General features: G+C 64.2%; 2 protein-coding genes (1 of these 2 only partly in view). Both read right to left on the reverse strand.

Features of this window, described 5'->3' with window-relative positions; translation table 11 throughout:
- On the reverse strand, positions 1-14,997 hold the full coding sequence (locus ACTJKS_RS11600; RefSeq protein ID WP_262949066.1) for a non-ribosomal peptide synthase/polyketide synthase: 14,997 nt from the start codon (positions 14,995-14,997) through the stop codon (positions 1-3).
- Positions 14,997-26,862 carry the 3' portion of a non-ribosomal peptide synthetase gene (locus ACTJKS_RS11605; protein ID WP_108182194.1) on the reverse strand. The gene runs 455 nt beyond the window's last position, so 11,866 of the gene's 12,321 nt are visible here — the last part of the coding sequence; the start codon falls outside the window, past its right edge — the gene reads right to left on this strand; the stop codon is at positions 14,997-14,999. The genes ACTJKS_RS11600 and ACTJKS_RS11605 overlap by 1 nt, the downstream gene beginning before the upstream one ends.

The following is a 26,862-nucleotide window of genomic DNA, read 5'->3' on the forward strand; positions in this document are numbered from 1 at the left end:
TCAGGACATGACTACTGATTCAACGATCTGGCCGAGCATTTCTTCAGCCTCGGACAGGAAAGTTTCATCGCGCGGGATCTGGAAGTGCCCGCAATCCAGCCATTCGCCGCCCATGCCCGGCTGGTCGAGTTGCGCCGCCAGCTCCAGTGCCTCGGCTTCGCGACCCAAGGTCCACCAGCACGTCGGATTGACGGTCAGCGGCGCACAGCGCTCAAGCTTGAGCGACAACTGCTTGAGCCGGCGCGCCACGCTGAACACATGCGCCAGTTCTTCGGCGCCCAGCGCCACGTAAGTCGACGCCCCGCGCTTGGCACTCATGGCACGCTTGAACAGCGCACGCAGGTTGTGCGGCGTTTCCTCACCGTCGATGGACAAGCCCGGTGCGGCGTCCGGCAGCGTCACCTGCAGGAAGTCGCGCAGGTCGGCTTGCCAGTCATCGACCGCCCCGGCGTCGACCGCCGCCGACGGCACGAAGCTGTCGACCAGCCCGACAAACTTGACCTGTTGCCCGGCCTGCTCCAGTTGCGCGGCGATCAACATCGCCAGCGTACCGCCCAGCGACCAGCCGAGCAGGTGATACGGCCCCTGCGGCTGTTTCTGGCGAATCTGCGCCAGGTAATCACTGGCCATTTCCTGCAGCGAGGTGTCGTTGAACGCCGGATCCAGCAGCATCCGCGACTGAATCGCCAACACCTGGCGCCGACCGCTCAAGCGCCGCGCCAGCGGCTCGTAGTCGAACACCGTGCCGAAGCCGGCGTGGAGGCAGAACAACGGCGCCACGCCCGTGACCTCGGCGTTCATCGCCAGCAACCCGGAGGCTTTTTCCGCCGTGCCCTGAACACTCGCTACCAGTTCGCCGATGCTCGGTTTCTGCATCAGATCGCGCAGTTTCAGGCTCAGGCCCTGAGCCTTGAGCACGCGGCTGCGGGCCACCACTTGCAGGCTGAGGATCGAGTCGCCACCCAGTTCGAAGAAGTTGTCGCTGAGCCCGACCCGTTCGATTTTCAGCACCTCCTGCCAGATCTTCGCCAGGGCTTTTTCCAGCTCGGTGCGCGGCTCGACGTAGGCCAGACGCTGTTCGGCGTCCGGATTCGGCAGGGCCTTGCGGTCGAGCTTGCCGTTCGGCGTCAGCGGCATGCGCTCAAGCACCATCAGGTGCGCCGGCACCATGTAATCCGGCAGGCTGGCCTTGAGTTGCTCGCGCAGACGTTCGCCCAAACCGTCGGCCGGCGTCTCGGCAGCGGCCAGTACATAGCCGAGCAGTTGCTTGCCGCTGACGCCCTCGCGGGCCACCACGGCGGCGTCACGCACGCCCGGCTGCTGTTTGAGGCGCGCTTCGATTTCCCCCAGCTCGATGCGGAAACCACGGATTTTCACCTGATGGTCGATCCGCCCGAGATAGTCGACAGTGCCGTCGGCACGCTGGCGCACCAGGTCGCCGGTGCGGTACAGGCGACTGCCGTCGGCGCTGAACGGGTTGGCAACGAACCGTTCGGCGGTGCCACCGGCGCGTCCCAGATAACCGCGCGCCAACGCACCACCCAGGTACAACTCACCGGCAATGCCGGCCGGCAGCGGATTGAGGTCGCTGTCGAGTACATAACCCGTGCGCTCGCCAACCACGCTGCCGATTGGCGCATAGGCCGCGCCGCATTGATCGTCGACCGCGGCCTTCCAGATCAGCGGCGTGACCACCGTTTCGGTCGGGCCATAGCCGTTGATGATGTACTGCGGTTGCAGTGCGCGTTTGGCCAGTTCGAAACTCGCCACCGGCACCGCATCCCCGCCGAAGCAGTAGATCCGTACCGGCGGCGGATTGCCGTGCTGTTCGGCGTGTTCGGCCAGTTGCTGCAGGTACACCGGCGGGAACGCGGCCACGCTCACGCCATGCTGATGCAAGGCATCAAAGGTTTGTTCGGCCGTCCACAGATTATCGTCGCGAATCAGCAAACGAGCGCCATGCGTCAGGGTGGTCAGCCAGCGCTCATGCGCGCCGTCGAAGGCGAACGACATGAAGTGCAATTCGCAATCGGCCGCGCTCATTTCGTAACGCTGGCCAATCGCCTGGCAGTGCATCGCCAGCGGCCCGTGCGCCACGCCGACACCTTTCGGCTGCCCCGTGGAGCCGGAGGTGTAGATCACGTAGGCCAGGTTGCCCGGCTGTACCGCCACTTGCGGTGCCGACTGCGGCTGAGTGCGCAGGTCCAGCTGATCGAGTTCCAGCACCTGCAGGTTGGCCTGGGTCGGCAGTACCTGACGCAGACTCGAGTCGCTGAGCAGCAAGGCGATGCCCGAATCGTGCATCAGATAACTCAAGCGTTCGCGCGGATAGGTCGCGTCCAGCGGCACATAGGCGCCACCGGCCTTGAGCACCGCCAACAGCGCGACGATCATGTTTTCGCTGCGTGGCAGGGCCACACCGACCCGCACTTCCGGACCGACACCTTCGGCGATCAGCGCATGCGCCAGACGATTGGCCCGCGCGTCGATCTGCCCGTAGCTGAAGGCTTGCTCATTGAAGATCACGGCGGTTTGTTCGGCACGCTGTGCGGCCCAACCGGCAATGCGCTGGTGCACCAGCGTGGTCTGCGCTTGCGCGACAACCTCCGGCGCGGGCGCGACTTGCCCGGTCGGCAGACCAATGCATCCCAGCGCCTGCCCGGCGTCCTGAACCAGTGCGGTGAGCAGGCCTTCCATGTTGCTGCGAATGCCTTCCACGGTCGCCAGATCAAAATGTTCGCGCAGGAACATGTACTCGATCACCAGCCCGTCTTCGAGGGTGACCATCAGGTCCATCGGGAAGTTGGTCAGGCCCGAGTTATTGATCTCGCCAAACTTCAGCGAATCATCGCGCCACTCGCGCAGCGCCTGATCGATCGGGTGGTTCTCGAACACGATGATGCTGTCGAACAGCGACTGCCCGGCACGCCCGCCCCAACGCTGGACGTCGGTCAGCGGCGTGTACTCGCGCTCGCGCAGTTCCAGGTTGAAATCCTGCAACTCGCGCAACCAGGCGCCCACGGCCTGCTCGGCCGGCACGTCCTTGATCACCGGCAAGGTGTTGATGAACAGGCCGAGGATCGATTCTGACGCTGGCAGACTCGCCGGACGCCCCGCCACCGTGGCGCCGAACGCTACGCAACGCTGGCCGCTGTACCGGCTGAGCAGCACCAGCCACGCGCCCTGCACCAAAGTGTTGAGGGTGACCTGCTGCGACTGGGCAAAGGCTTTCAACTGCTCGGTGCGGGCCTCGCCCAGACGGCTGTACAGCGCCTGGTGACCGCGACCGCTGCCGGTACGCGTCACCGCGTCCGCCAGATAGGTCGGTTCGTCAAGCAGGCTCAGGTGCTGACGCCAGAAACCTTCGCTGGCGTTCGCGTCCTGCTGTTGCAGCCAGTTGATGTAACCGCGATACGGCACCGCGTCGGCCAGTGGTCGTCCGGAATACTGGCTCAGCACTTCACCGATCAACTGCGAACTGCTCCAGCCGTCGATCAGAATGTGGTGGTAGGTCCAGATCAGTTGATAGCTGTGCTCGCCGACTTGCACCAGCGTCAGCCGTTGCAGCGGTGGCTGGTCAAGGTCGAAGCCCTTGGCCCGCTCGGCATCCGCCAGACCTTGCAAGGCTTCGGCCGAATGATCCTGCTCACGCCAGTCAAGCAGGCTGAACGGCAACTGCGGATCGGCGAGTACGAATTGCAGCGGCTCGGCCATGTCCTGCCAAAGGAAACCGGTGCGCAAAATATCGTGGCGACGACTGACGGTTTCCCACGCGGCTTGCAGACGCAGCGGCTCAAGGCCCTGCACCGGAACGCTCAACTGGTTGACGTAGAGATCGGATTCCGGCGAATTCAGGCCGAGAAACAGCATGCCCTGCTGCATCGGCGACAAGCGATAGAGCCCGTCCAGTTGCCCGGCCGGCAGTGGCAGTTGCGCCACTTGCGCCTCGCTCAAGCCGTGCAGCGGCAGGTCGATCAGCGCCGGCTCCGGCGCCACACGCCCTTCGGCAGCCTGCACGCACAGGGCCAATTGTTGGATGGTCGGTTGTTGGAACAGGTCTTTTGGGCTCAGCTCCAGCCCTTGCTGACGGGCCCGACTGACCACTTGAATCGAGATGATCGAATCGCCGCCCAAGGCAAAGAAACTGTCGTGGGTGCTGACCTGCTCAAGGCCCAATACCTCTTTCCAGATCTGCACCAGCGCCTGCTCAGTGGCATTCGCCGGTTCGACATGCAACTGCGCGGCGCTGAGTTCCAGTGCCGGCAGGCGCTTGCGGTCGATCTTGCCGTTGGGGGTCAGCGGCAACTGCGCCAGCCACAGGCGATGGCTCGGCACCATGTAATCCGGCAGGGTTGTGCCCAGCCAGTTGCCGAGGCTTTGCTGCAGTTCGGCCTGTTGTTCGGCGTTGGCGTCGATGATCGCCGAATCGCTCGGCACCAGATAGGCAATCAGTTGCTGACTGCCCGACACTTCGCTGGCGACGACCACCGCTTCACGCACGGCGGCATGCGCCAGCAGACGCGCTTCAATTTCGCCCAGCTCGATACGCAAGCCGCGAATTTTCACCTGATGGTCGATCCGGCCCATGTACTCCAGCTCGCCCTCCTCGCGCTGACGAATCAGGTCGCCGGTGCGGTACAGGCGCTCGCCGTTGCCGCCGATAGGATTCGGCACGAAGCGCTCGGCGGTCATCGCCGCACGCCCCAGATAACCGCGCGTGATGCCGGCGCCGGACAGGTACAGCTCCGCCGAAACGCCCTGCGGCACCGCGTGTAGATCGGCATCCAGCAGATGGCTGGCGCTGTGCTCGAGCGCACGCCCGATCCGCGCCTGACCACCGGCACTGCGGCGGGTCCAGGTCGAGTAGGTGGTGTCTTCCGACGGGCCATACAGGTCGTAAACATGCTCGACCGTCGGCTGCTGATACAGCGCCTCCACCAGCGCTTGCTTCAGCGGTTCACCCGCCAGATTGATGATGCGCACGCTCGACGGAATCTGCCCGGAACGCTGCAGCGCGGCAATCGCCGACGGCACGGTGTTGATCAGGCGCACCTGATCGCGGGCCGGCAGGTGCGGCAGCTCCAAGGCATTACGGGCGATGATCAGCGAACCACCGTTGGCGAGAGTGACAAACAGCTCCCAGACCGACAGGTCGAAGCACACCGACGTCGAGGCCAGCACGCCTTGGATGTCGTCGCGGCTGAAGACCTTGGCGGACCAGTCGATCAGCGCCATGACGTTGCGATGGGCAATCGCCACGCCTTTCGGCTTGCCGGTGGAACCAGAGGTGTAAATCACGTAGGCGAGGTTATCGGGCTGCACTGTGGTCTGTGGTGCAACAGCCGAATAATCGCTCAACGAAACCTGATCCATCAGCAGCACTTGGGTATCGCCCGGCACGCTCAGGGTCGCCGCGACTGCATGTTCGGTGAGCAACACCCGCGCCCGACTGTCTTCGAGCATGTAGGCCACGCGATCCGCCGGGTAGTCCGGATCCAGCGGCACATACGCACCGCCAGCCTTGAGCACCGCGAGCAAGGCAATGAGCAACTGCTCGGAACGCGGCATCGCCACGCCCACGCGCACTTCCGGGCCGACGCCCAGCTCGAGCAGTTTGTGCGCCAGACGGTTGGCCTGCGCGTCCAGTTCGGCGTAGGTCAACTTCGTATTGGCAAAGGTCACCGCCAAGGCATCCGGGGTCGCCGCCACCTGACGGGCGATGGCCTGATGGATGCACTGCTCGGTGACGAAATCGCTGTTCACCTGAGGGCTATGTTCAATCAGGTTCAGCTCGCTAAGCGAACGCTGCCCCGACTCGCTCATCTGCCCGAGCAAGCGCTGCAGATACCCGGCCAGTTGCATCACGCTGTGCGCGGCAAAGCTTTCGCACTGGTAGCTGAAGTGCATCGACAATTCGTCGCTCAAGTGCACCAGCAGTGTCAGCGGGTAGTTGGTCTGCTCGTGATTGTGGATTTCACCGAAGCGCAGTTCTTGCGGTGCGCCCTGCGCCAGTGCCTCGGACACCGGGTAGTTCTCGAACACCAGAATGTTGTCGAACAGCGCCTCACCGTTGCGCTCGGCCCAGCGTTGAATATCGAACAGCGGGGTGTGCTCATGCTCACGCAAGGCCAGGTTCTGCGCCTGCACGCTCTGCAACCATTCGCCAACGCTCGATGAGGACTGCGGGCTGGCGATGACCGGCAAGGTGTTGATGAACAGACCGATCTGCTGCTCGACCCCTTTGAGTTCAGCCGGACGCCCCGCCACCGTGGCACCGAACGCCACACACGGCTGGCCGGTCAGGCGCTGCAACAGCAGCAGCCATGCCGCTTGAATCAGCGTGTTGAGGGTGACTTTCTGCTGGCGCGCGAACTCGCCCAGACGCCGCGTCTGTTCAGCGTCGAGCACGCAGAAATGTTCGCCATGACCGTCACGCGGTGCATCGCCGCGCTGCGCCTGCAACGCTTGTGCGAGCAAGGTCGGCGCTTGCAAGTCAGCCAGTTGCGCGGTCCAGTAACGTTCGCTGGCCTGCACGTCCTGGCGCTGCAGCCATTCGATGTAATCGCGATAACGCCCGGCCAGTGGCGGTTGGGCAACCCCGCTGTAGCGTTGCAGGACTTCGCCGAGCAACTGCGAGTTGCTCCAGCCGTCCATCAGGATGTGGTGGTTGGTGTAGATCAAGTGGCAGCGCTGCTCGTCCAGCCGCACCACGACCATACGCAACAGCGGCCCCTGGCTCAGGTCGAAACCTTGCGCCTGTTCGGCAGCCGCCAGTGCATTCAGATCGCTCTGGCAAGCGTCGCGATCACGCCAGTCGAGCACGCGGAACGGCATGTCCAGCTGCTTGTGCACCACCTGCACCGGACGCGCCAGTTCACCCTGCCAGACAAAACTGCTGCGCAGGATGTCGTGGTTGTCCACTGCTGCTTGCCAGGCGTGCTGGAAGCGTTGCGGATCGAGGCCTTCGACATCGAGCCGGACCTGGTTGATGTAATCGCCGGTGGCCTGCTCGTAGAGGCTGTGGAACAACATGCCCTGCTGCATCGCCGACAGCGGATACACATCGGCGACCTGGCGTGGCGCCAGCGGTAACTGGTCGAGCTGCGCCTGCGTCAGGCCGGCCAGCGGGAAGTCCGACGGGGTCAGGCCTTCGACGCCCGGGGTCAGGCAATGGCCGATCAACGCTGCGAGTTCTGCGGCGTAATCTGCGGCCAGTGCTTCGATCACCGCGCTGTCAAAACGCTCGCGGCTGAACGTCCAGCCCACCCGCAGCTCGCCGCCATACACTTGACCGTTGAGGGTCAACCAGTTGCCCAGCGGCGCCTCCGGGCTCTGATCAAGGCCGGCGTTGTCCGGCGACGGCACGAACAGCGCAGCGTCATCGCCGGCGAAACTGCCGTCGAACTGCCCGAGGTAGTTGAAGGTGATGCGCGGGCTCGGCAAGGCCTGCAGGCGCTGCTGCGCTCCGGCATCACCGAGGTAACGCAAGGCACCGAAACCGATGCCCTTGTTGGGGATCGAGCGCAGTTGTTCCTTGATCTGCTTGATCGACTCGCCAAGCGTGTCTGCCGGTGTCAGGCGCACCGGGAACAGGCTGGTGAACCAGCCCACCGTGCGGGTCAGATCGACGCCGTTGAACAGTTCTTCGCGGCCATGGCCTTCGAGCTGGATCAGCGTCGATGCCTGCCCGCTCCAGCGGCCGATGACCCGCGCCAATGCCGTCAGCAACAGATCGTTGACCTGGGTGCGGTACGCGGCCGGGGCCTCTTGCAACAGTTGCCGGGTCAGCTCGGTGCCGAGGCGGGTTTGTACGGTCTGGGCCAGACGATTGTCCTGGCTGGCGTCAACGCGTTTGCATGGCAGATCGGTACTCACATCGCTCAGGCAGGCCTGCCAATAATCCAGTTCGGCCTGCAACGCCGGGCTGTTGGCGTAGCGCTGCAAGTGCTCGCCCCAGTCCTTGAAGGCACTGGTCCGGGACGGCAGGCTCAATGGCTGATCGTTGAGCAGCTGCTGATAAGCGTTTTGCAGGTCCTCCAGCAGAATCCGCCACGACACGCCGTCCACCGCTAGGTGATGAATCACCAACTGCAACCGCTGCGTGCCATCGGCCAGAGTTGCCAGCACCGCACGCAGCAGCGGCCCGTGTTGCAGATCGAGGCTGCGCTGGGCGCGATTACCCAAGGCTTCAAGGGCGGCGGCATCAGCAACGCCTTCCTGCCAGAGCAGGTTCTGCGGTAGCGCCTCGACCGCGCGGTGCTCGGCCTGCCACACGCCATCGCGCTGGGTGAAGCTCAGGCGCAAGGCATCGTGATGAGCCACCAGTGCGCGCAACACTTGCTCGATTTTCTCAGCGTCCAGCGTCTGCCGCGGTTGCAGCAGCACCGACTGGTTCCAGTGATGACGCTGCGGAATCTCGTCGGCGAAGAATTGCTGCTGGATCGGCAGCAGCAACGCCGCACCACTCGCGGCTTGCTGATCAATGGTCGATTCGTCGCCACCCCACTGCGCGACCAGTGCCAGACGCTGTACGGTCTGGTGCTGGAACAGGTCTTTGGGATTGAGGCGAATGCCGGCCTGACGGGCACGGCTGACCACCTGGATCGAGATGATCGAGTCGCCGCCCAATTCGAAGAAATTGTCGTGGATGCCGACTTGCGGCAGCTTCAGCACGTCCTGCCAGATCGCGGCCAGACCCTGCTCCATCGCGCTTTGCGGCGCCTGATAGGTCTGCTGCGCCTGGCTGGCGTCCGGTGACGGCAAGGCATTGCGGTTGAGTTTGCCGTTGGCGGTCAACGGCAATTGCGCCAGCAGCAACAGGTGCGCCGGGACCATGTGATCCGGCAGATTGGCCTTGAGTTCGGCGCGCACGCTGTCACGCCACAGCGCCTGTTCGGCCGGGCTTGCGTCGAGCAGCGCGGCGTCGCCTGGCACCAGATACGCCACCAGTTGCTGACCACTGAGGCCCGGCTGGGCCAGCACCACGGCCTGGCGCACCGCTGCCTGTTCCAGCAGTTGCGCTTCGATCTCGCCGAGTTCGATACGGAACCCGCGAATCTTCACCTGATGGTCGATCCGGCCGATGTATTCGATCACGCCGTCGGCGCGATAGCGCGCCAGGTCACCGGTACGGTACAGACGCCCGCCATCGGCGGCGAACGGGTCGGGAATGAAGCGCAGACTGGTCAGATCCGCGCGGTTCAGGTAACCGCGAGCCAGGCCGGCACGACCGACGTACAGCTCACCGATGCAGCCTTTGGCGACCGGATTCAGGTCACCGTCGAGCAAGTACCAGGACAGGTCCGGGATCGGTTCGCCAATCGGACTGCTGGCATCACGCTGCAAGTCGGCCAGCGAAATCGGTCGGTAGGTCACGTGCACGGTGGTTTCGGTGATGCCGTACATGTTGATCAGTTGCGGTGTCTGATCGCCGAAACGCTCGAACCACGGACGCAGGCTCTTGACCTCCAGCGCCTCGCCGCCGAACACCACGTAACGCAGCGCCAGTGCTTGCGCCGCATGCTGCGGGGCGCAGGCCACTTGCATCAATTGCTTGAACGCCGACGGCGTCTGATTGAGCACGGTGATGCCTTCGCGGCAGAGCAAGGCGAAGAAATCTTCCGGCGAGCGGCTGACCTCGTAAGGCACCATCAGCAGTTTGCCGCCATACAGCAGCGCCCCGAAAATCTCCCACACCGAGAAGTCGAAGGCGTAGGAATGGAACAGGCTCCAGACATCCGTGGCGCCGAAATCGAACCACGCAACAGTGGCCTCGAACAGGCGCAACACGTTGCGATGGGCCAGCAACGTACCCTTCGGCTGACCGGTAGAACCGGAGGTGTAGATCACGTAAGCCAGGTTGTCCGGGCTCATGCGCACCTGCGGATTGCTGTCGCTGTAGCCTTCCAGACCGTCACGTTCCTGATCGAGCATCAGGCTGCGCAGCGAATCCGGCACCGGCAGACGACCCAGCAGATGACTCTGGGTCAGCAGCAAGGCGATGCCGCTGTCGCCGATCATGTAGCTCAGGCGTTCTTCCGGATACGTCGGGTCCAACGGCACATAGGCGCCGCCGGCCTTGAGGATCGCCAGCAGGCCGACCAGCATGTCGAGGCTGCGCTCCACCGCCAGACCGACGCGCACGTCCGGGCCGACACCGCTGGCAATCAGCTTGTGGGCCAACTGGTTGGCGCGACTGTTCAGCTCGCCGTAGCTCAGGGACTGCCCGGCACAGCTCACGGCAATCGCTTGCGGGGCGCGGGCGGCTTGATGTTCGATCCGTTGATGCAGGCACTGCTCGCTCGGGAAATCGCGGATGGCCGGGTTCCACTGCTGCAAGGTTGCCGCGCGTTCGGCGGCGTCATGCAGTGGCAGTTCGGCGATGCGCTGAGCGCTGTCGGCAACGATGCCTTGCAGCAGATGGGTCCAGTGTTGCGCCAGGCGTTCGATGGTCTCGACGTCGAACAGGTCGGTGGCATAGGTCAGCTCGGCCCAGACGTTGTCGCTCGATTCAAAGGTGTTTAGGGTCAGGTCGAACTGCGCTGTATTGGACGCCCAAGGCAAGCCTTCAATCGCCAGCTTTGGCAGCCGCGTGGCGCCCTGCGCCTGACGCACCTGGCTCTGGTGGTTGTGCATCACTTGGAACAATGGGCTGTGGCTGAGGCTGCGCTCCGGTTGCAGCGCGTCGACCAGTTGCTCGAACGGCAGATCCTGATGCGCCTGGGCACCGAGCACGGTATTTTTCACTTGCTGCAGCAGGCTGCGGAACGTCTGCTGACTGTCGAACTCGGCCTTGAGTACCTGGGTGTTGACGAAGAAACCGATCAGGCCTTCGGTCTCGACCCGGTTGCGGTTGGCCACCGGCACCCCGACGCGGATATCGGCCTGACCGCTGTAGCGATGCAGCAAGGTCTGGAACGACGCCAGCAACAGCGCAAACAGCGTGACGTTCTCGCGCTGCGCCAGGTGCTTGAGCGCGGTGGCCAGTTCGAGGCTCAGCGGGATCTCGCGACGGGCGCCACGATAGCTCTGCTCGGCTGGACGCGGACGGTCGGTCGGCAGCTCCAGCAGCGGTTGATCGCCATCGCCGAGTTGTGCGGTCCAGTAGCTCAATTGCCGCTCGCGTTCACCGGCGTCCATCCACTGTTTCTGCCACGCGGCGTAGTCGGCGTATTGCACCGGCAGCGCCGGCAATTGCACGTTCTGGCCTTGGCTGTAGGCGGCATACAACGCCACCAGCTCATCGACCATGACATTCATCGACCAGCCGTCGGCGACGATGTGATGCAGGGTGATGACCAGCGCGTGGTCATCGGCGGCCAGACGCAGCAGTTTGACCCGCAGCAACGGGCCTTGCTGCAGATTGAACAGGTGCAGGGTTTCGGCGGCGACCTGCAGGTGCAGCGCCGCCTCGTCGAGCTCCACCGCCACGTCCTGCACCTGCAGGTCGAGCGTGCCGTGAGCCTGGATCACTTGCAGGGTCTGCCCCTGTTGTTCGACGAAGCAGGTGCGCAGCGATTCGTGGCGTTCGATCAGCGCGTCGAAGCTGCGCTGCAACGCCGGCAGATCCAGCTCACCGCGCAGACGCAACGCCGCCGGCACGTGATAAGCGGTGCTGGTCGGCTCCAGTTGCCAGAGGAACCATTGACGTTCCTGAGCATAGGACAGCGCCAGCGGTTGCTGGCGTGGCAAGGCAACAATCGGCGGCTCCCGATGCGCCTGATCGACACCCAGCGCGGCGACAAAGTCTTCCAGCGTGCTGTGTTCGAACAAGGTGCGCAGCGGTACTTGAACGTTCAGTGCCTGACGGACGCGCGAGACCACCTGCGTGACCAGCAATGAGTGGCCGCCCAGTTCGAAGAAATTGTCACTCAGGCCTACGCGATCGAGCTTGAGCACCGCCTGCCAGATCTCGGCAACGCTGTGCTGAGTGGCGGTTTGCGGCGGGAGGTAAGTCGATTGCAGCTGGCTGGCGTCGGGGGCCGGCAAGGCTTTGCGGTCGACTTTGCCGTTCGGCGTCAGTGGCAGTTGCGCGAGGAACAACAGGTGCGCCGGCACCATGTATTCCGGCAGCTCGGCCTTGAGACTGGCTTTCAATGCGGCGCGCAGTTCGCCTTCATCAAAAGCGTCGGCGGTCGGCACCACATAGCCGACCAGTTGCGGTCCGGTCGGGCCGTCCTGAGCGACTACCACGGTTTCGCGCACGCTACCGAGGGCGAGCAAACGCGCTTCGATCTCACCGAGTTCAATCCGGAAACCACGGATTTTCACCTGATGGTCAATCCGCCCGATGTACTCGATCACGCCTTCGGCGCGGTAACGGGTCAGGTCGCCGGTGCGGTACAGACGCGCGCCGGTTGTCGAAAAGGGATCCGGGACAAAGCGTTCGGCAGTCAGGCTCGGGCGCTGGAAGTAACCACGAGCGAGGCCGTCGCCGCCGATCAGCAATTCCCCCGGGGCGCCGAGCGGATTGAGCTCCAGGTCGCTGCCGAGGATGTACAACGCGGTGTTGTCGATCGGCGTGCCGAGGAACGGACGGCTGTTGTCCGCACTCAAGGCGTGTTGCGCCGACCAGATGGTGGTTTCGGTCGGGCCGTAGAGGTTCCACACCCTCGGCGTCAGCGCCAGCATGCGTTGCGCCAGTTCCTGCGGCAGCGCTTCACCGCCACAGAGGAACGTGCAGCCCGCCAGGATGGGCGCCTGTTCATTGTCCAGCAGCATGCGCCAGGTCGAGGGCGTGGCTTGCAGCGCCGTCACGGCGTGACGCTCAATCAGTTCGAGCACCGCTTGCGGGTCTTGATGCACGTCCTTGCCAGTCAGCACTACACAGGCGCCGGCCAGCAATGGAGCGTAGATTTCCAGGCCGAAGATATCGAACGAGAAGGTGGTCAGCGACAGCATGCGATCGGCGGCCACGATGCCCGGCTGCTTGATCATGCTCGCGACAAAGTTGCTCAGCGCCGCGTGGCGCACCATCACGCCTTTGGGTTTGCCGGTGGAACCGGAGGTGTAGATCGTGTAGGCCAGATGCTCGCCATTGACTGCAACGTCCGGCGCGCTCTGTGGATAAGCCGCCAGCCACTCGCGAGGTTGATCCAGCAGCAGCGTTTGCACACCCGGCGGGATCGGCAGCTGCGTCTGCAAATGGCTTTGGGTCAGCAGCAATTGCAGGCCGCTATCCTCGATCATGTAGGCCAGACGATCCTGCGGATACGCCGGATCCAGCGGCACATAAGCACCGCCAGCCTTGAGGATCGCCAGCAGGCCGACGATCATTTCCACGCTGCGCTCGACGGCGATACCGACCAGTTGATCCGGGCCGACACCGGCCTCGATCAGCTTGTGCGCCAGTTGATTGGAGCGGGCATCCAGCTCGGCGTAGCTCAGCACGTCTTCGCCGATGATCAGGGCCGTGGCCTGCGGCGTTTGCTGTGCACGCCGGGAGAAATCCTGCTGCACGCATTCGGCTTGCGCAGTGCGGTCGGCGCTGCGCAACCAGTCCTGCAACAGCACGCCGTGTTCGGCGCTTTCCAGCAACGGCAATTCGCCGACGCGCTGGCTCGGCGCGGCGACGATGCCACGCAGCAGGTTCTGCCAGTGACGCGCCAGACGCTCGACGGTTTCAGCTTTGAACAGATCGGTGGCGTAGGTCAGCTCGGCGGCAAAGCCGTCGCTGGACTCGTAGGTATTCAGCGTCAGGTCGAACTGCGCGGTGCGCCCTTCCCACTGCACGTCCTCGACACTCAGTTGCGGTAACTGCGCGGCGCTGCGGCCCTGATCGCGACTGGTCTGGTGGTTGAACATCACCTGGAACACCGGGCTGTGGCTCAGGCTGCGCTCCGGTTGCAGCGCTTCGATCAGTTGCTCGAACGGCAGATCCTGATGGGCCTGCGCATCCATCGCCGCCTGCTTGACCTGAGCCAGCAACTGGTTGAACGGCAATTGCCCGCTGACTTCGGCATTCAGCACTTGCGTGTTGACGAAGAAGCCGATCAGGCCTTCGGTCTCGACCCGGTTACGGTTGGCGGTCGGCACCCCGACGCGAATCTGCGCCTGACCGCTGTAGCGATGCAGCAGCGCCTGAAACGACGCCAGCAGCAGCATGAACAGGCTCGCACCTTCGCGCTGCGCCAGCTGTTTGAGGGCGTCGCCGAGGTCTGCCGGCAGGTTCAGTTCCAGCCGCGCACCGCGCAGGCTTTGCACGGCCGGACGCGGGAAATCGATCGGCAGTTCCAGCACCGGCTGCTCGCCGCCCAGGGTCTTGACCCAGTAGGCCAACTGGCGCTCGCGCTCGCCCGCTTCCAGCCAGTGGCGCTGCCAGATCGCGTAGTCGGCGTATTGCACTTCCAGTTCCGGCAGGCTCAGCGGCTGCCCGGCGGTGTCGGCGGCGTAATGCTCGATCAGCTCGTTGACCAGGACTTTGATCGACCAGCCATCGGCGATGATGTGGTGCTGGATCAGCACCAGCACATGGTCATCTTCCGCCACTTTCAGCAGCGCCACCCGCAGCAGCGGGCCCTGCTGCAAATTGAACGGGCGTGCGGTTTCGCTCTCGACGAAGGCCTTGATCGCGGCGTCTTCCCCGGCGGCGTCGAGGCCCTCCGGCAATGCCGTCAGGCTGATGCTCAGCGGCAGCTGCAGATGAATCACCTGGCAAAAGCTTTCACCCTGCTCGGCGAAAGTGGTGCGCAGGCTTTCGTGACGCGCCGCCACCGCGTTGAAGCTGCGTTGCAGCGCTGCCACATCCAGCCGACCCTTGAGGCGCAAGGCGCTGGGGATGTGATACGCGGTGCTGTGCGGGTCCATTTGCCAGAGGAACAGTTGACGTTCCTGAGCGTACGACAGAGGAATCGCCGCAAACCCGGAACGTGTTTCCGGGATCGGCAGGTTGGCCGGAGAGACGCCCTCTTCGAGCATCTTTTCCAGGTACAGCTTACGTTTGTCCAGCGGCAGAGTGATAAAGCGCTTGGCTACCCTCAAAGCAACACTCTTGTCCATCAGACTTCCTCCATATCGTCAAGCAGGGCTTCCAGCTTGCTCAGTTTCTGTTCGTTGATTGCCCCGCCTCCTGTATCGAGTCGAGCGACAAAATCGCTCAGGACGGGGTGCTGGAATAACAGTTGCGGGGTCAGCGTCAGGCCCAGTTCCAGAGCCATGCGCGACACCACGTTGACCGCCAGCAGCGAGTGCCCGCCGAGTTCGAAGAAGTGATCGTTCAAGCCGATGCGTTGCACTTCGAGCACTTGCTGCCAGATCGCCGCGACCTGCTGCTCAAGCTCACTGTGCGGCGCGACATACGCGGCCTGCATCTGGCTGGCATCGACCGCCGGCAGGGCCTTGCGGTCGAGTTTGCCGTTGGGGGTCAGTGGCAACTGCTCAAGGAACAGCAGGTGCGCGGGAATCATGTAGTCAGGTAACGAAGACTTGAGGCCAGTCTTTAGTCCCTCGCGCAGTTGCCGCTGCGCGTCCCCGTCGTGCATCTCCAGTTGCGGAGCGACCACATACGCCACCAGTTGCGCCCCGGTGTCGCTGTCGACGGCCAGCACCGCCGCTTCGCTGACGGTCGGCTGGGCGAGCAATCGCGCCTCGATCTCCCCCAGTTCGATGCGGAATCCACGAATTTTCACCTGATGGTCGATCCGGCCCATGTACTCCAGCTCGCCCGCTTCGCGCTCTCGAATCAGGTCGCCGGTGCGGTACAGGCGCTCGCCGCTGCCGACAAAAGGATTCGGTACGAAGCGCTCGGCGGTCATCGCCGCACGCCCCAGATAACCGCGCGTGATGCCGGCGCCGGACAGGTACAGCTCGGCCGAAACGCCCTGCGGAACCGCGTGCAGATCGGCATCCAGCAGATGGCTGGCGCTGTAATCGAGCGCACGCCCGATCCGTGCCTGACCACCGGCGCTGCGGCGGGTCCAGGTCGAATAGGTGGTGTCTTCCGACGGGCCGTACAGGTCGTAGACGTGCTCGACCGTCGACTGCTGATACAACGCCTCCACCAGCGCTTGTTTCAGCGGCTCACCCGCCAGGTTGATGATGCGCACGCTTGGCGGAATCTGCCCGGCACGTTGCAGCGCGGCGATCGCCGATGGCACGGTGTTGATCAGGCGCACCTGATCGCGCGCCGGCAAGTGCGGCAGCTCCAGCGCATTGCGCGCGATGATCAGCGAGCCACCGTTGGCCAAAGTGACAAACAGCTCCCACACCGACAGGTCAAAGCACACCGACGTCGAGGCCAGTACGCCTTGGATGTCGTCGCGGCGGTAGACCTTGGCCGACCAGTCGATCAGCGCCATGACGTTGCGATGGGCAATCGCCACGCCTTTCGGCTTGCCGGTGGAACCTGAGGTGTAGATCACGTAGGCGAGGTTGTCTGGAGCGACCGATGTTTGCGGCGCGCTGCTCGGATAATCGCTCAACGAAAGCTGATCCATCAGCAGCACTTGCGTATCGCCCGGCACACTCAGGGTCGCGGCAACCGCCTGCTCGGTGAGCAACACCCGCGCGCGGCTATCCTCGAGCATGTAAGCCACGCGATCCGCCGGGTAATCCGGGTCCAGCGGCACATAGGCGCCACCGGCCTTGAGCACCGCGAGCAAGGCGACCAGCAACTGCTCGGAACGCGGCATTGCCACGCCCACGCGCACTTCCGGGCCGACACCCAGCTCAAGCAGTTTGTGCGCCAGACGGTTGGCTTGAGCGTCCAGTTCAGCGTAGCTCAGTTGCGTATGGGCGAAGGTCACCGCCAAGGCATCCGGGGTCGCCGCCACCTGACGGGCGATGGCTTGATGGATGCACTGCTCGGTGGCGAAATCGCTGTTCACCGGCGGGCGGTGTTCGATAAGGTTCAGTTCGCTGAGCGTGCGTTCGCCGCCATCCGCCATCTGGCTCAGCAGACGCTGCAGATGCGCGCCCAACTGCGCCACGCTGGCTGCCGCGAAGCTGTCGCGCTGGTAACTGAAATGCACCGACAGTTGCGCACCCATGTTCACCAGCAGGGTCAGCGGATAGTTGGTCTGCTCCTGATTGGCCACCGCACCGAAGCGCAGACCTTGCGGCGCACCGCGTTCCAGCGCCTCGCCGATCGGGTAGTTCTCGAACACCATCAGGCTGTCGAACAGCGCGTCGCCGCCCTGCCCGGCCCAGCGCTGAATGTCCGCCAGCGGCGTGTGTTCGAACTCGCGCGAGGCGAGGTTCTGCGCCTGCACCGCTTGCAGCCAGGCGATCACGCTCTGCTGCGCGGACGGCGCAGCGATCACCGGCAGCGTGTTGATGAACAGGCCGATCTGCGCTTCGGCCCCCGGTAGCTCCGCCGAACGCCCGGCGACGGTGGCGCCGAACGCCACGCAATCCTTGCCGGTGTAGCGCTGCAACAGCAGCAGCCACGCCGCTTGCACCACGGTGTTGACGGTGACTTTCGCGGCCCGGGCAAACTCGCCCAGGCGCTGGCTCAGCTCAGCGTCGAGCACCTGGTAATGATCGCCGTAACCCACGCTCGGCAAACCGGCGTGCGGCCGTGCGATGGCATTGGCCAGGCGCGTCGGTTCCTGCAGATTGCCCAGCGTCGCCCGCCAGTAGGCTTGCGCCGCCGCGCCATCCTGACGTTGCAGCCAGGCGATGTAATCGCGGTAGCGACCTGCGCCACGGGCGACCGCTTCGCCGCTGTAGTGCTGCAACACTTCGCCGAGCAACTGCGCGCTGCTCCAGCCGTCCATCAGGATGTGATGGTTGGTGTAGATCAAGTGATAACGCTCGGCTGCAGTGCGCACCAGCACCAGACGCATCAGCGGTGCGCAACTCAGATCCAGACCCAGGGCGCGCTCCTCATCGGCGAGGGTTTGCAGCGCTGCCTCCAGATCAGTTCTGTCGTGCCAGTCGAGCACGCTGAACGGCACCTCGACCTGACGCTGCACCACTTGCACCGGTTGCGGCAGATCGCCTTGCCAGAAGAAACCGCTGCGCAAGATGTCATGCGCATCCACCGCCGACTGCCACGCTGCGCGGAAGCGTTGCGGATCGACGCCGTCGACGTCCAGGCGCATCTGGTTGATGTAGTCGCCATTGCCGTGTTCGAGCAAGGTGTGGAACAGCATGCCCTGCTGCATCGGCGACAGCGGATAGATGTCGTCGATGCCTTGCGGCTCCAGCACCAGCGCATCCAGTTGCGCTTGCGACAGTTGCGCCAGCGGGAAGTCCGACGGCGTCACGCCACGGTTGGCACTGTCGCAGCAGTGGCCGATCAGCGCGGTCAGTTCCTGCACATAATCGTCGGCCAGACGCTGGATGGTGGCGGTGTCGAACATCGCACCGCTGTAGGTCCAGCTCAGGTCCAGCTCGCCGCCGAACACCTTGCTGTTGAGCGCCAGCGGATTGCCCAGTGGCCCTTGCAGGTTGACCTCTGCGCCGCCGGACTCGCTGGTCGGCACGAACAGGGCATCGCTGGCAGCGTCGAAGCTGCCGTCGAACTGGCCAAGATAGTTGAAGGTCAGGCGCGGCGCCGGCAAGGCTTGCAGGGCGGTACGTGTCGGCTCATCACCGAGGTGTGCGAGTGCGCCGAAGCCAATGCCCTTGTAGGGGATCGCCCGCAGTTGTTCCTTGATCTGCTTGAGCGACGCGCCGAGCTCGGCGGCCGGTGCCAGGCGTGCCGGGAATACGCTGGTGAACCAGCCCACGGTGCGGGTCAGATCGATGTGTTCGAACAGGTCTTCGCGACCATGACCCTCAAGCAATACCAGGGCATTGTCGTCCCCGGTCCAGCGCACCAGCACCCGCGCCAACGCGGTCAGCAACAGGTCGTTGACCTGGGTGCGATAGGCCGCCGGGGCTTCCTGCAACAACTGACGGGTCAGGGTCTGATCGAGTTTGCGGCGCAGGGTCAGCGCCTGATCGTGTTGCTGACCACCCTGCGGACGGTCGTAAGGCAAAGCCGCCGAAGCGCCCTGCAACTGCTGCTGCCAGAAGCCCAGTTCGGCCTGCAACGCAGGCGTTGTGGCGTAGTCCTGCAACGCTGCCGCCCAGGCTTTGACTGCACTGGTCTTGGCCGGCAATTGCACAGGCTTACCTGCGAGGAGCTGGCGATAAGCGTTTTGCAGGTCTTCAAACAGAATCCGCCACGACACGCCATCGACCACCAGGTGATGGACGATCAGCAGCAGGCGCTGACTGCCATCAGCCAGGTTCGCCAGCACCGCGCGGATCAGCGAACCGCCGCTCAGTTGCAGACTGCGCTGGGCCTTGTTGCCCAGTGCCTCAAGGGCGGCGAGATCAGCGACCTCAACCTGCCAGAGGATGGTTTCCCCCGCTTGCGTGGCAACGTCACGGTAATGCGCCGACCAGCCCGCGGCCTGCTCGACAAAGTCCAGACGCAAACTGTCGTGCTGAACGACCAACGCATCCAGCGCCTGCTCCAGTACCTGAGCATCCAACGCCTGCGTCGGCTTGAGCATCACCGACTGGTTCCAGTGGTGACGGTCGGGAATCGCTTCGGCGAAGAATGCCTGATGAATCGGCAGCAGCGCGGTTTCGCCGGTTTGCGCGTGCTGATCGATGGGCTGCACCGCCTCGCCGGTCTGCGCGACCGTGGCCAGGGCCTGAATGGTCTGGTGCTGGAACAGGTCTTTGGGGCTGAAGCGAATCCCGGCCTGCCGCGCCCGGCTAACCACCTGAATCGAGATGATCGAGTCGCCACCCAGTTCGAAAAAGTTGTCGCTGACGCCGACCTGCTCAAGCTTGAGCACGTCTTGCCAGATCGCCGCCAGTTGCTGCTCCAGCGCGCTCTGTGGGGCGACATAGGTTTGTTGCAGTTGGCTGACATCCGGTTTCGGCAGGTTCTTGCGATCGAGCTTGCCGTTCGGCGTCAGCGGCATGCGCTCAAGACGCAGGACATACGCCGGCACCATGTGCGCCGGCAGGCTGGCCTTGAGCTGCGCGCGCAGGTCTTCGGTGAACTCGGCACGGGCCGAATCGCCGACCACGTAGGCCACCAGGCGCTTGCCACTGCCGGCGCTGCCTTCCTGCGCCACGACCACCGCTTCACGCACGCCGTCGAGGGCTTGCAGCGCCGCTTCGACTTCGCCCAGCTCGATACGGAACCCGCGAATCTTCACCTGATTGTCGATGCGATCCAGATAGTCAAAGGTGCCGTCGACGCGCTGGCGCACCAGGTCACCGGTGCGATACAGCAAGCCGCCATTTGCGCTGAACGAGTCGGCGACAAAACGCTCAGCAGTCAGCCCCGGACGGTTCAGATAACCCCGCGCCAACCCGGTACCACCGAGGTACAGCTCACCGGCCATGCCTTGTGGCAGCAGGTTCAGATCGGCGTCGAGCACGTAGGCGCTGCGGTCGCCGATCCGGCTGCCGATCGGCGCGTAAGCGGCACCGCATGGCTCTTCACGGCCAGCCTTCCAGATCAATGGCGTGACCACGGTTTCCGTCGGGCCGTAGCCGTTGATGATGTAGTCCGGATCGAGCGCGCGTTTGACCCGTTCGAAACTGGCGTTTGGCACCGCATCGCCGCCGAAGCAATAGATCCGCACCTTCGGCGGATTGCCGACACGCTCGGCGTGTTCGGCCAGTTGTTGCAGGTACACCGGCGGGAACGCAACCACGCTCACGCCGTGTTCGATCATCGCGTTGTAGGTCTGCTCCGGCGTCCACAGCGTGTCGTCGCGAATCAGCAGCGAAGCCCCGTGGGTCAGGCTGGTCAGCCAGCGTTCGTGGGCGCCGTCGAAGGCGAACGACATGAAGTGGAATTCGCAGTCGCTGTCGCGCATTTCGTAGCGCTGACCGATGGCCTGGCAATGCATCGCCAGTGGGCCGTGGGCAACGCTGACGCCTTTCGGATTGCCGGTGGAACCGGAGGTGTAGATCACGTACGCGAGGTTATGCGGATCGACTGCCACCTGAGGCGCCGTGCTCGGCAACTCGCGCAGGTCGAGACGATCCAGCTCCAGCAACGGCACCGATTCGCCGACCGGCAATTGCGCCGACACCGATGAATCGCTGAGCAACAGTGCCAGCCCTGAATCCTCGATCAGATAGGCCAGGCGTTCACGCGGATAACTGGTGTCCAGCGGCACATAGGCACCGCCGGCCTTGAGCACCGCCAGCAGCGCGACGATCACCGCCTCGCTGCGTGGCAGGGCCACTCCGACCCGAGTCTCGGCGCCGACACCGCGGGCGATCAGCGCGTGAGCCAGTTGATTGGCACGCTGCTCGATCTCGCCATAACTGAAGTGCTGACCGTTGAAGATCACTGCAGTGCGCTGCGGGCGCTCGGCCGCCAGCGCAGCAATGCGCTGATGCACAGCGATCTCCACCGGGTAAGGCTGCGGCTGGTTCTCGGCTTGCTGGCGGGCATGCTCGTCAGCGCTGGCCAGAGCGATTTCGCCAAGGTTGCGCTCGGCCGACAGCGCAAACTGCTCAAGCAATTGCAACAGATGGGCACTGATGCCTTCGATCACTTCACCGGCAAACTGGCTGCGGTCGAAGCTGTAGTGCAGCGCCAGTTGCTGACCGAGGGTGACCGCCACGCTAAGGGCATAGTGGGTCTGCTCCAGGTTGCCGACATCACCGAACTGCAGGCCTTGCCCGGCCTGGCTCAGCGCCTGGGCGACCGGGTAGTTTTCGAACACCAGAATATTGTCGAACAGCGCTTCCCCGCCCTGCCCGGCCCAGCGCTGGATGTCCGCCAGCGGCGTGTGTTCGAAGTCGCGCAGGCTGAGGTTTTGCGCCTGCACCGCTTGCAGCCATTGGTCAACGCTTTGATCCGGACGCGGCGCGCCGATCACCGGCAGGGTGTTGATGAACAGGCCGACCTGTTGCTCGATGCCCGGCAAATCCGCCGGACGCCCGGCCACCGTCGCACCGAACACCACCGTTTCGTGACCGGTGTAGCGTTGCAGCAACAGCAGCCACGCGGCTTGCACGAGGGTGTTGACGGTGACTTTCTGCTGCCGGGCGAACGCTTCCAGCGCCTGGGTGCGCGGCACGTCCAGCGTCAGGTAATGGTCGCCGTGGCCGCTGTCGCCTTCGCCGCCGGTAGTGGCGCGAGCCAGTCGGGTCGGCTCTTGCAGCGCGGCCAACTGAGCGCCCCAGAAGTCCTGACTGAGTTGCGCGTCCTGACGTTGCAGCCAGGCGATGTAATCGCGATACCGTCCGCCGCCATGGGCCGGGGTGCGACCGCTGTAGCGCTGCAACACTTCGCCGAGCAACTGCGAGTTGCTCCAGCCGTCCATCAGGATGTGGTGATGGGTGTAGATCAGGTGCCATTGCTCGGCAGCGGTCTGCACCAGCACCAGACGCAGCAACGGTGCATGGCTCAAATCGAACCCTTGCTGACGTTCACCATCGGCCAGCGCCGCGAGGGCTGCCGGCTGATCGTCGCGCTCGCGCCAGTCGAAGATGCTGAATGGCAACTGCACCTGCTTATGGACGATCTGCAGCGGTTGCGCCAGTTCGCCCTGCCAGACGAAACCGCTGCGCAGAATGTCCTGCGCAGCGACGGTGGCCTGCCACGCGGCGCGGAAACGCTCAGGGTCAAGGCCCTGCACGTCAACGCGCAATTGGTTGATGTACTCACCCGCCGCTTGCTCGTAAAGGGTATGGAACAGCAAACCCTGCTGCATCGGCGACAGCGGATAGACATCATCGAGCTGACCGGCCGGCACCGGCAGCGCATCCAGTTGCGTCTGGGTTACCCGAGCCAGCGGGAAGTCCGACGGCGTCGCTTGCGCAATGGGTAGCGTGCAGCAGTGTTCGATCAGCGCCTGCAATTCGCTGGCGTATTGATCGACCAGGTGCTGCACCGTGGCGCTGTCGAACATCTCGCGGCTGAAGCCCCAGCTCATCGACAGTTCGCCGCCATACACCTGACCTTCCACGGTCAGCCAGTTGCCCAGCGGCGCCGACGGATCCTGCGCCACACCGCTGGTTTCAACAGCCGGCACGAACAGCGCCGCCTCGTCGAACTGGCGGTCAAACTGGCCGAGGTAGTTGAAGGTGATGCGCGGTTGCGGCAACCCGGCCAATTCAGCACGCACCGACGGCGCGGCCAGATGCCGTAGCACGCCGTAACCCAGACCTTTGTCCGGCACCGCGCGCAGTTGCTCCTTGATCGCCTTGATCGAACCGTCGAGATCCTCGCTCGCAGTCAGGTTGACCGCGAACAGGCTGGTGAACCAGCCCACGGTGCGGGTCAGGTCAATGTCATCGAACAGGTCTTCGCGGCCATGCCCTTCCAGTTCGATCAACGTGCCCGGCTGCTGGCTCCAGCGGCTGATGGTGCGCGCCAGTGCGGTGAGCAACAGATCGTTGACCTGGGTGCGATAGGCGGCGGGCGCCTGTTGCAGCAACTGGCGGGTGCGCTCGGCGTCGAGGCGCCATTCGATTTTCTCGCCATGCAAATTGTGCAGGCTGCCATCCGGGCGGTCGCACGGCAGATCCTCGGCGCCCTGATGCTGGGCTTTCCAATAGCTCAATTGGTCATCGAAGCGCGATGCGTCCTGCGCCAGACGCGCGGTCCAACTCTGGAATGCGCTGGTCTTCGCCGGCAGCTGAATGCCGCCGCCCGCCGCGAGCTGCTCGTAAGCCTGCTGCAGATCTTCCAGCAGCACCCGCCAGGAAACGCCATCGACTGCGAGGTGATGAATGATCAGTGCCAGTCGTTGCGAGCCGTCGGCCATCGTCACCAGCAACGCGCGCAGCAACGGGCCGTTTTGCAGGTCGAGGCTGCGCTGAGCTTCGTTGCACAGCGCCTGCAACTGTTCGGCAGATTCGGCATCGCGTTGCCACAGCTCAGCGCCCGTCAGCAGCGGGCCGTGGCTTTGCTGCCAGCCTTCGCTGCCTTCGACAAAACGCAGGCGCAAGGCGTCGTGGTGATTGATCAGGTGGGTCAGCGCGGCATCGAACCATTGCGCGTTCAATGCCTCACGCGGGGTCAGCAGCAACGACTGGTTCCAGTGCTCGCGCACCGGCATCGCCCGGCTGAAGAAATCCTGCTGGATCGGCCCGAGCACAGCGTCGCCCGTCACCGGCCCCTGATCCACCGAAGACAGATGATCGTGGCTCGCGACCAGCGCCAGACTGCGCACCGTCTGGTACTGGAACAGGTCACGCGGGCTGATGCGGATCCCGGCCTGCCGCGCACGGCTGACCACTTGAATCGAGATGATCGAATCGCCGCCCAGCTCGAAGAAGTTGTCGTCGAGGCCAACGCGGTGGAGGCCGAGCACAGCTTCCCAGATCGCCGCGAGGGCTTTCTGCATGGCGTCCTGTGGCGCCACGAACGCCTGTTGCGGCGCGGCATCCGGTTGCGGCAAGGCCTTGCGGTCGAGCTTGCCGTTGGCGGTGACCGGCAATTTGTCGAGGGTGATCAGGTAGGTCGGCACCATGAACTCCGGCAGACTGCCGAGCAGCCACGCCTTGACCTCTTGCTGCCACTGTTCGTTCGCTTGCGCCTGTTCCAGCACCAGATAAGCCACCAGATGCTTGCCGCCCTGCACCAGCACCACCGCCTCACGCACCAGCGAGTGCTGCATCAGGCGGGTCTCGATTTCACCCAACTCAATGCGCAATCCGCGCAACTTAACCTGATGGTCGAGACGCCCGAGGTATTCGATCACGCCGTCGGCACGCTGCCGCACACGGTCACCGGTGCGGTACAGGCGCGCGCCGTCATGGAACGGGCACGGCACAAAACGTTCGGCCGTCAGCGCCGGACGCTGGTGATAACTGCGCGCCAGCCCGGCGCCGCCCAGATACAGTTCACCGGCGACACCGCTCGGCACCGGCAGCAATTCGGCATCGAGGACATGGGTGCGCAGGTTGGCGATCGGCCGGCCGATCGGCACACTGTCGGCGCCTTCATCGACACAGGTCCAGTGAGTGACGTCGATGGCCGCTTCGGTCGGGCCATACAAGTTGTAGAGGCTGGCGTTCGGCAGCTTGGCGAAAACCTGCAGCTGCGCATCCAGCGGCAACGCTTCACCGCTGCAGACAATCCGCTTGAGTCCGCTGCAGCTCTCCACGCCGGCCTCGTGAATGAACGCCTGCAACATCGATGGCACAAAGTGCAACGTGCTGATGCCGTGGCGGTTGATGCTATCGATCAGTTGCAGCGGATCACGGTGCGCACCCGGCGCGGCCACCACCAGCCGCGCGCCGGTCAGCAGCGGCCAGAAGAACTCCCACACCGACACGTCGAAACTGAACGGGGTTTTCTGCAGCACCGAATCACTGGCGTCCAGCGCATAGGCCTCCTGCATCCAGCACAAACGGTTGACCAGCGCCGCGTGGCTGTTGCCGGCGCCCTTCGGCTTGCCGGTGGAACCCGAGGTGTAAATCACATACGCCAGGTTCAGCGGATCGACACTGACGTCGGGACGGCTATCGCTGTAGCGGTCGAGCAGTCCTGGCTGATCCAGAGTGATGACGTTTACGCCGTCAGTCGACAGCGTTGCCAGCAGCGCCTGTTGCGTCAACAGCAAGCTGATGCCGCTGTCCTCGATCATGTAGGCCAGACGCTCCTGCGGGTACTCCGGATCGAGCGGCACGTAAGCGCCGCCAGCCTTGAGAATCGCCAGCAGCGCGACGACCATTTCCACCGAACGCAGGGCGCAGATGCCAACCAGACTGTCCGCTTGCACGCCCTGTTCGCGCAGCAGATGCGCCAGGCGATTGGCCCGGGCATCCAGTTCGGCGTAACTCAGGGTCTGTTCGCCGAACAGCAGTGCCGGTGCCTGCGGCGTACGCGCGACCTGCGCTTCGATCAACTGGTGAATCGGCGTGTCGCTCGGGTACTGCGCGTGGACGTTGTTCCAGTCATGCACCAGCGTGCGCTGCTCGTCAGCTTCCAGCAGCGGCAATTCACCGATGCGCTGCGATGGATCGGCGACCATCGCCGTCAACAAGCGCAGCCAGTGCCGCGCCATGCGTTCGATGGTCGGTGCAGCGAACAGGTCGCTGGCGTAGGTCAGCGCGGCGTGCAGCTTGCCGCCCTGCTCCCAGGTGTCCAGCGTCAGGTCGAACTGGGTGGTGCGGCTCTGCCAGTCGAGGCTGTCGAGTTGCAGGCCGGATGCGGTGCGGAGGGTGGCGATATCGGCCACGTGCGGCTGGTGGTTGTACATCACCTGGAACAGCGGCGTGTGGCTGAGGCTGCGTTCCAGCTTCAGCGCTTCGACCAGTTGCTCGAACGGCAGATCCTGATGCGCCTGGGCACCCAGCGCGGTTTCCTTGATTGCCCGCAACAGTTCATCGACCCGGGTCTGGCCGTGCAGCTGCGTGCGCAGCACCTGAGTGTTGACGAAGAAGCCGATCAGGCCTTCGATCTCGCCACGATTGCGGTTGGCAATCGGCACACCGACACGCAGGTCGGTCTGCCCGGTGTAACGGTGCAGCAGCGCATTGAAGGCGCCGAGCAGGAACATGAATAAAGTGACTTGATGCTGTTGCGCCGTGCTGCGCAGCTGCTCGGCGAGTTGGCCGTCGACCGCGAATTCGTAACGGGTGCCGCGATAGCTCGGCATCGCCGGGCGCGAATGATCCAGCGGCAATTCCAGCACCGGGTGTTCGTCGCCCAGTTGCGCCTGCCAATAGTCGAGTTGGCGCGCCTGCTCACCGGCCTCCAGCCAGCGGCGTTGCCACAGCGCATAGTCGCTGTACTGGATCGGCAGTGGCGGCAATTGCGGCGCCTGACCCGCGTCGAACGCGTCGTAGCAACGGATGAACTCGTCGATCAACACGTTCATCGACCAGCCATCGGACACGATGTGGTGCAGGGTCAGCAGCAGCACGTGTTCCTGCTCGGCCAGCTTGAGCAAGGTCACGCGCAGCAACGGGCCGACCGCCAGATCGAATGGCAGC

The sequence above is a fragment of the Pseudomonas sp. 22189 genome, assembly GCF_052045635.1.
GTDB lineage: Bacteria > Pseudomonadota > Gammaproteobacteria > Pseudomonadales > Pseudomonadaceae > Aquipseudomonas > Aquipseudomonas parakoreensis.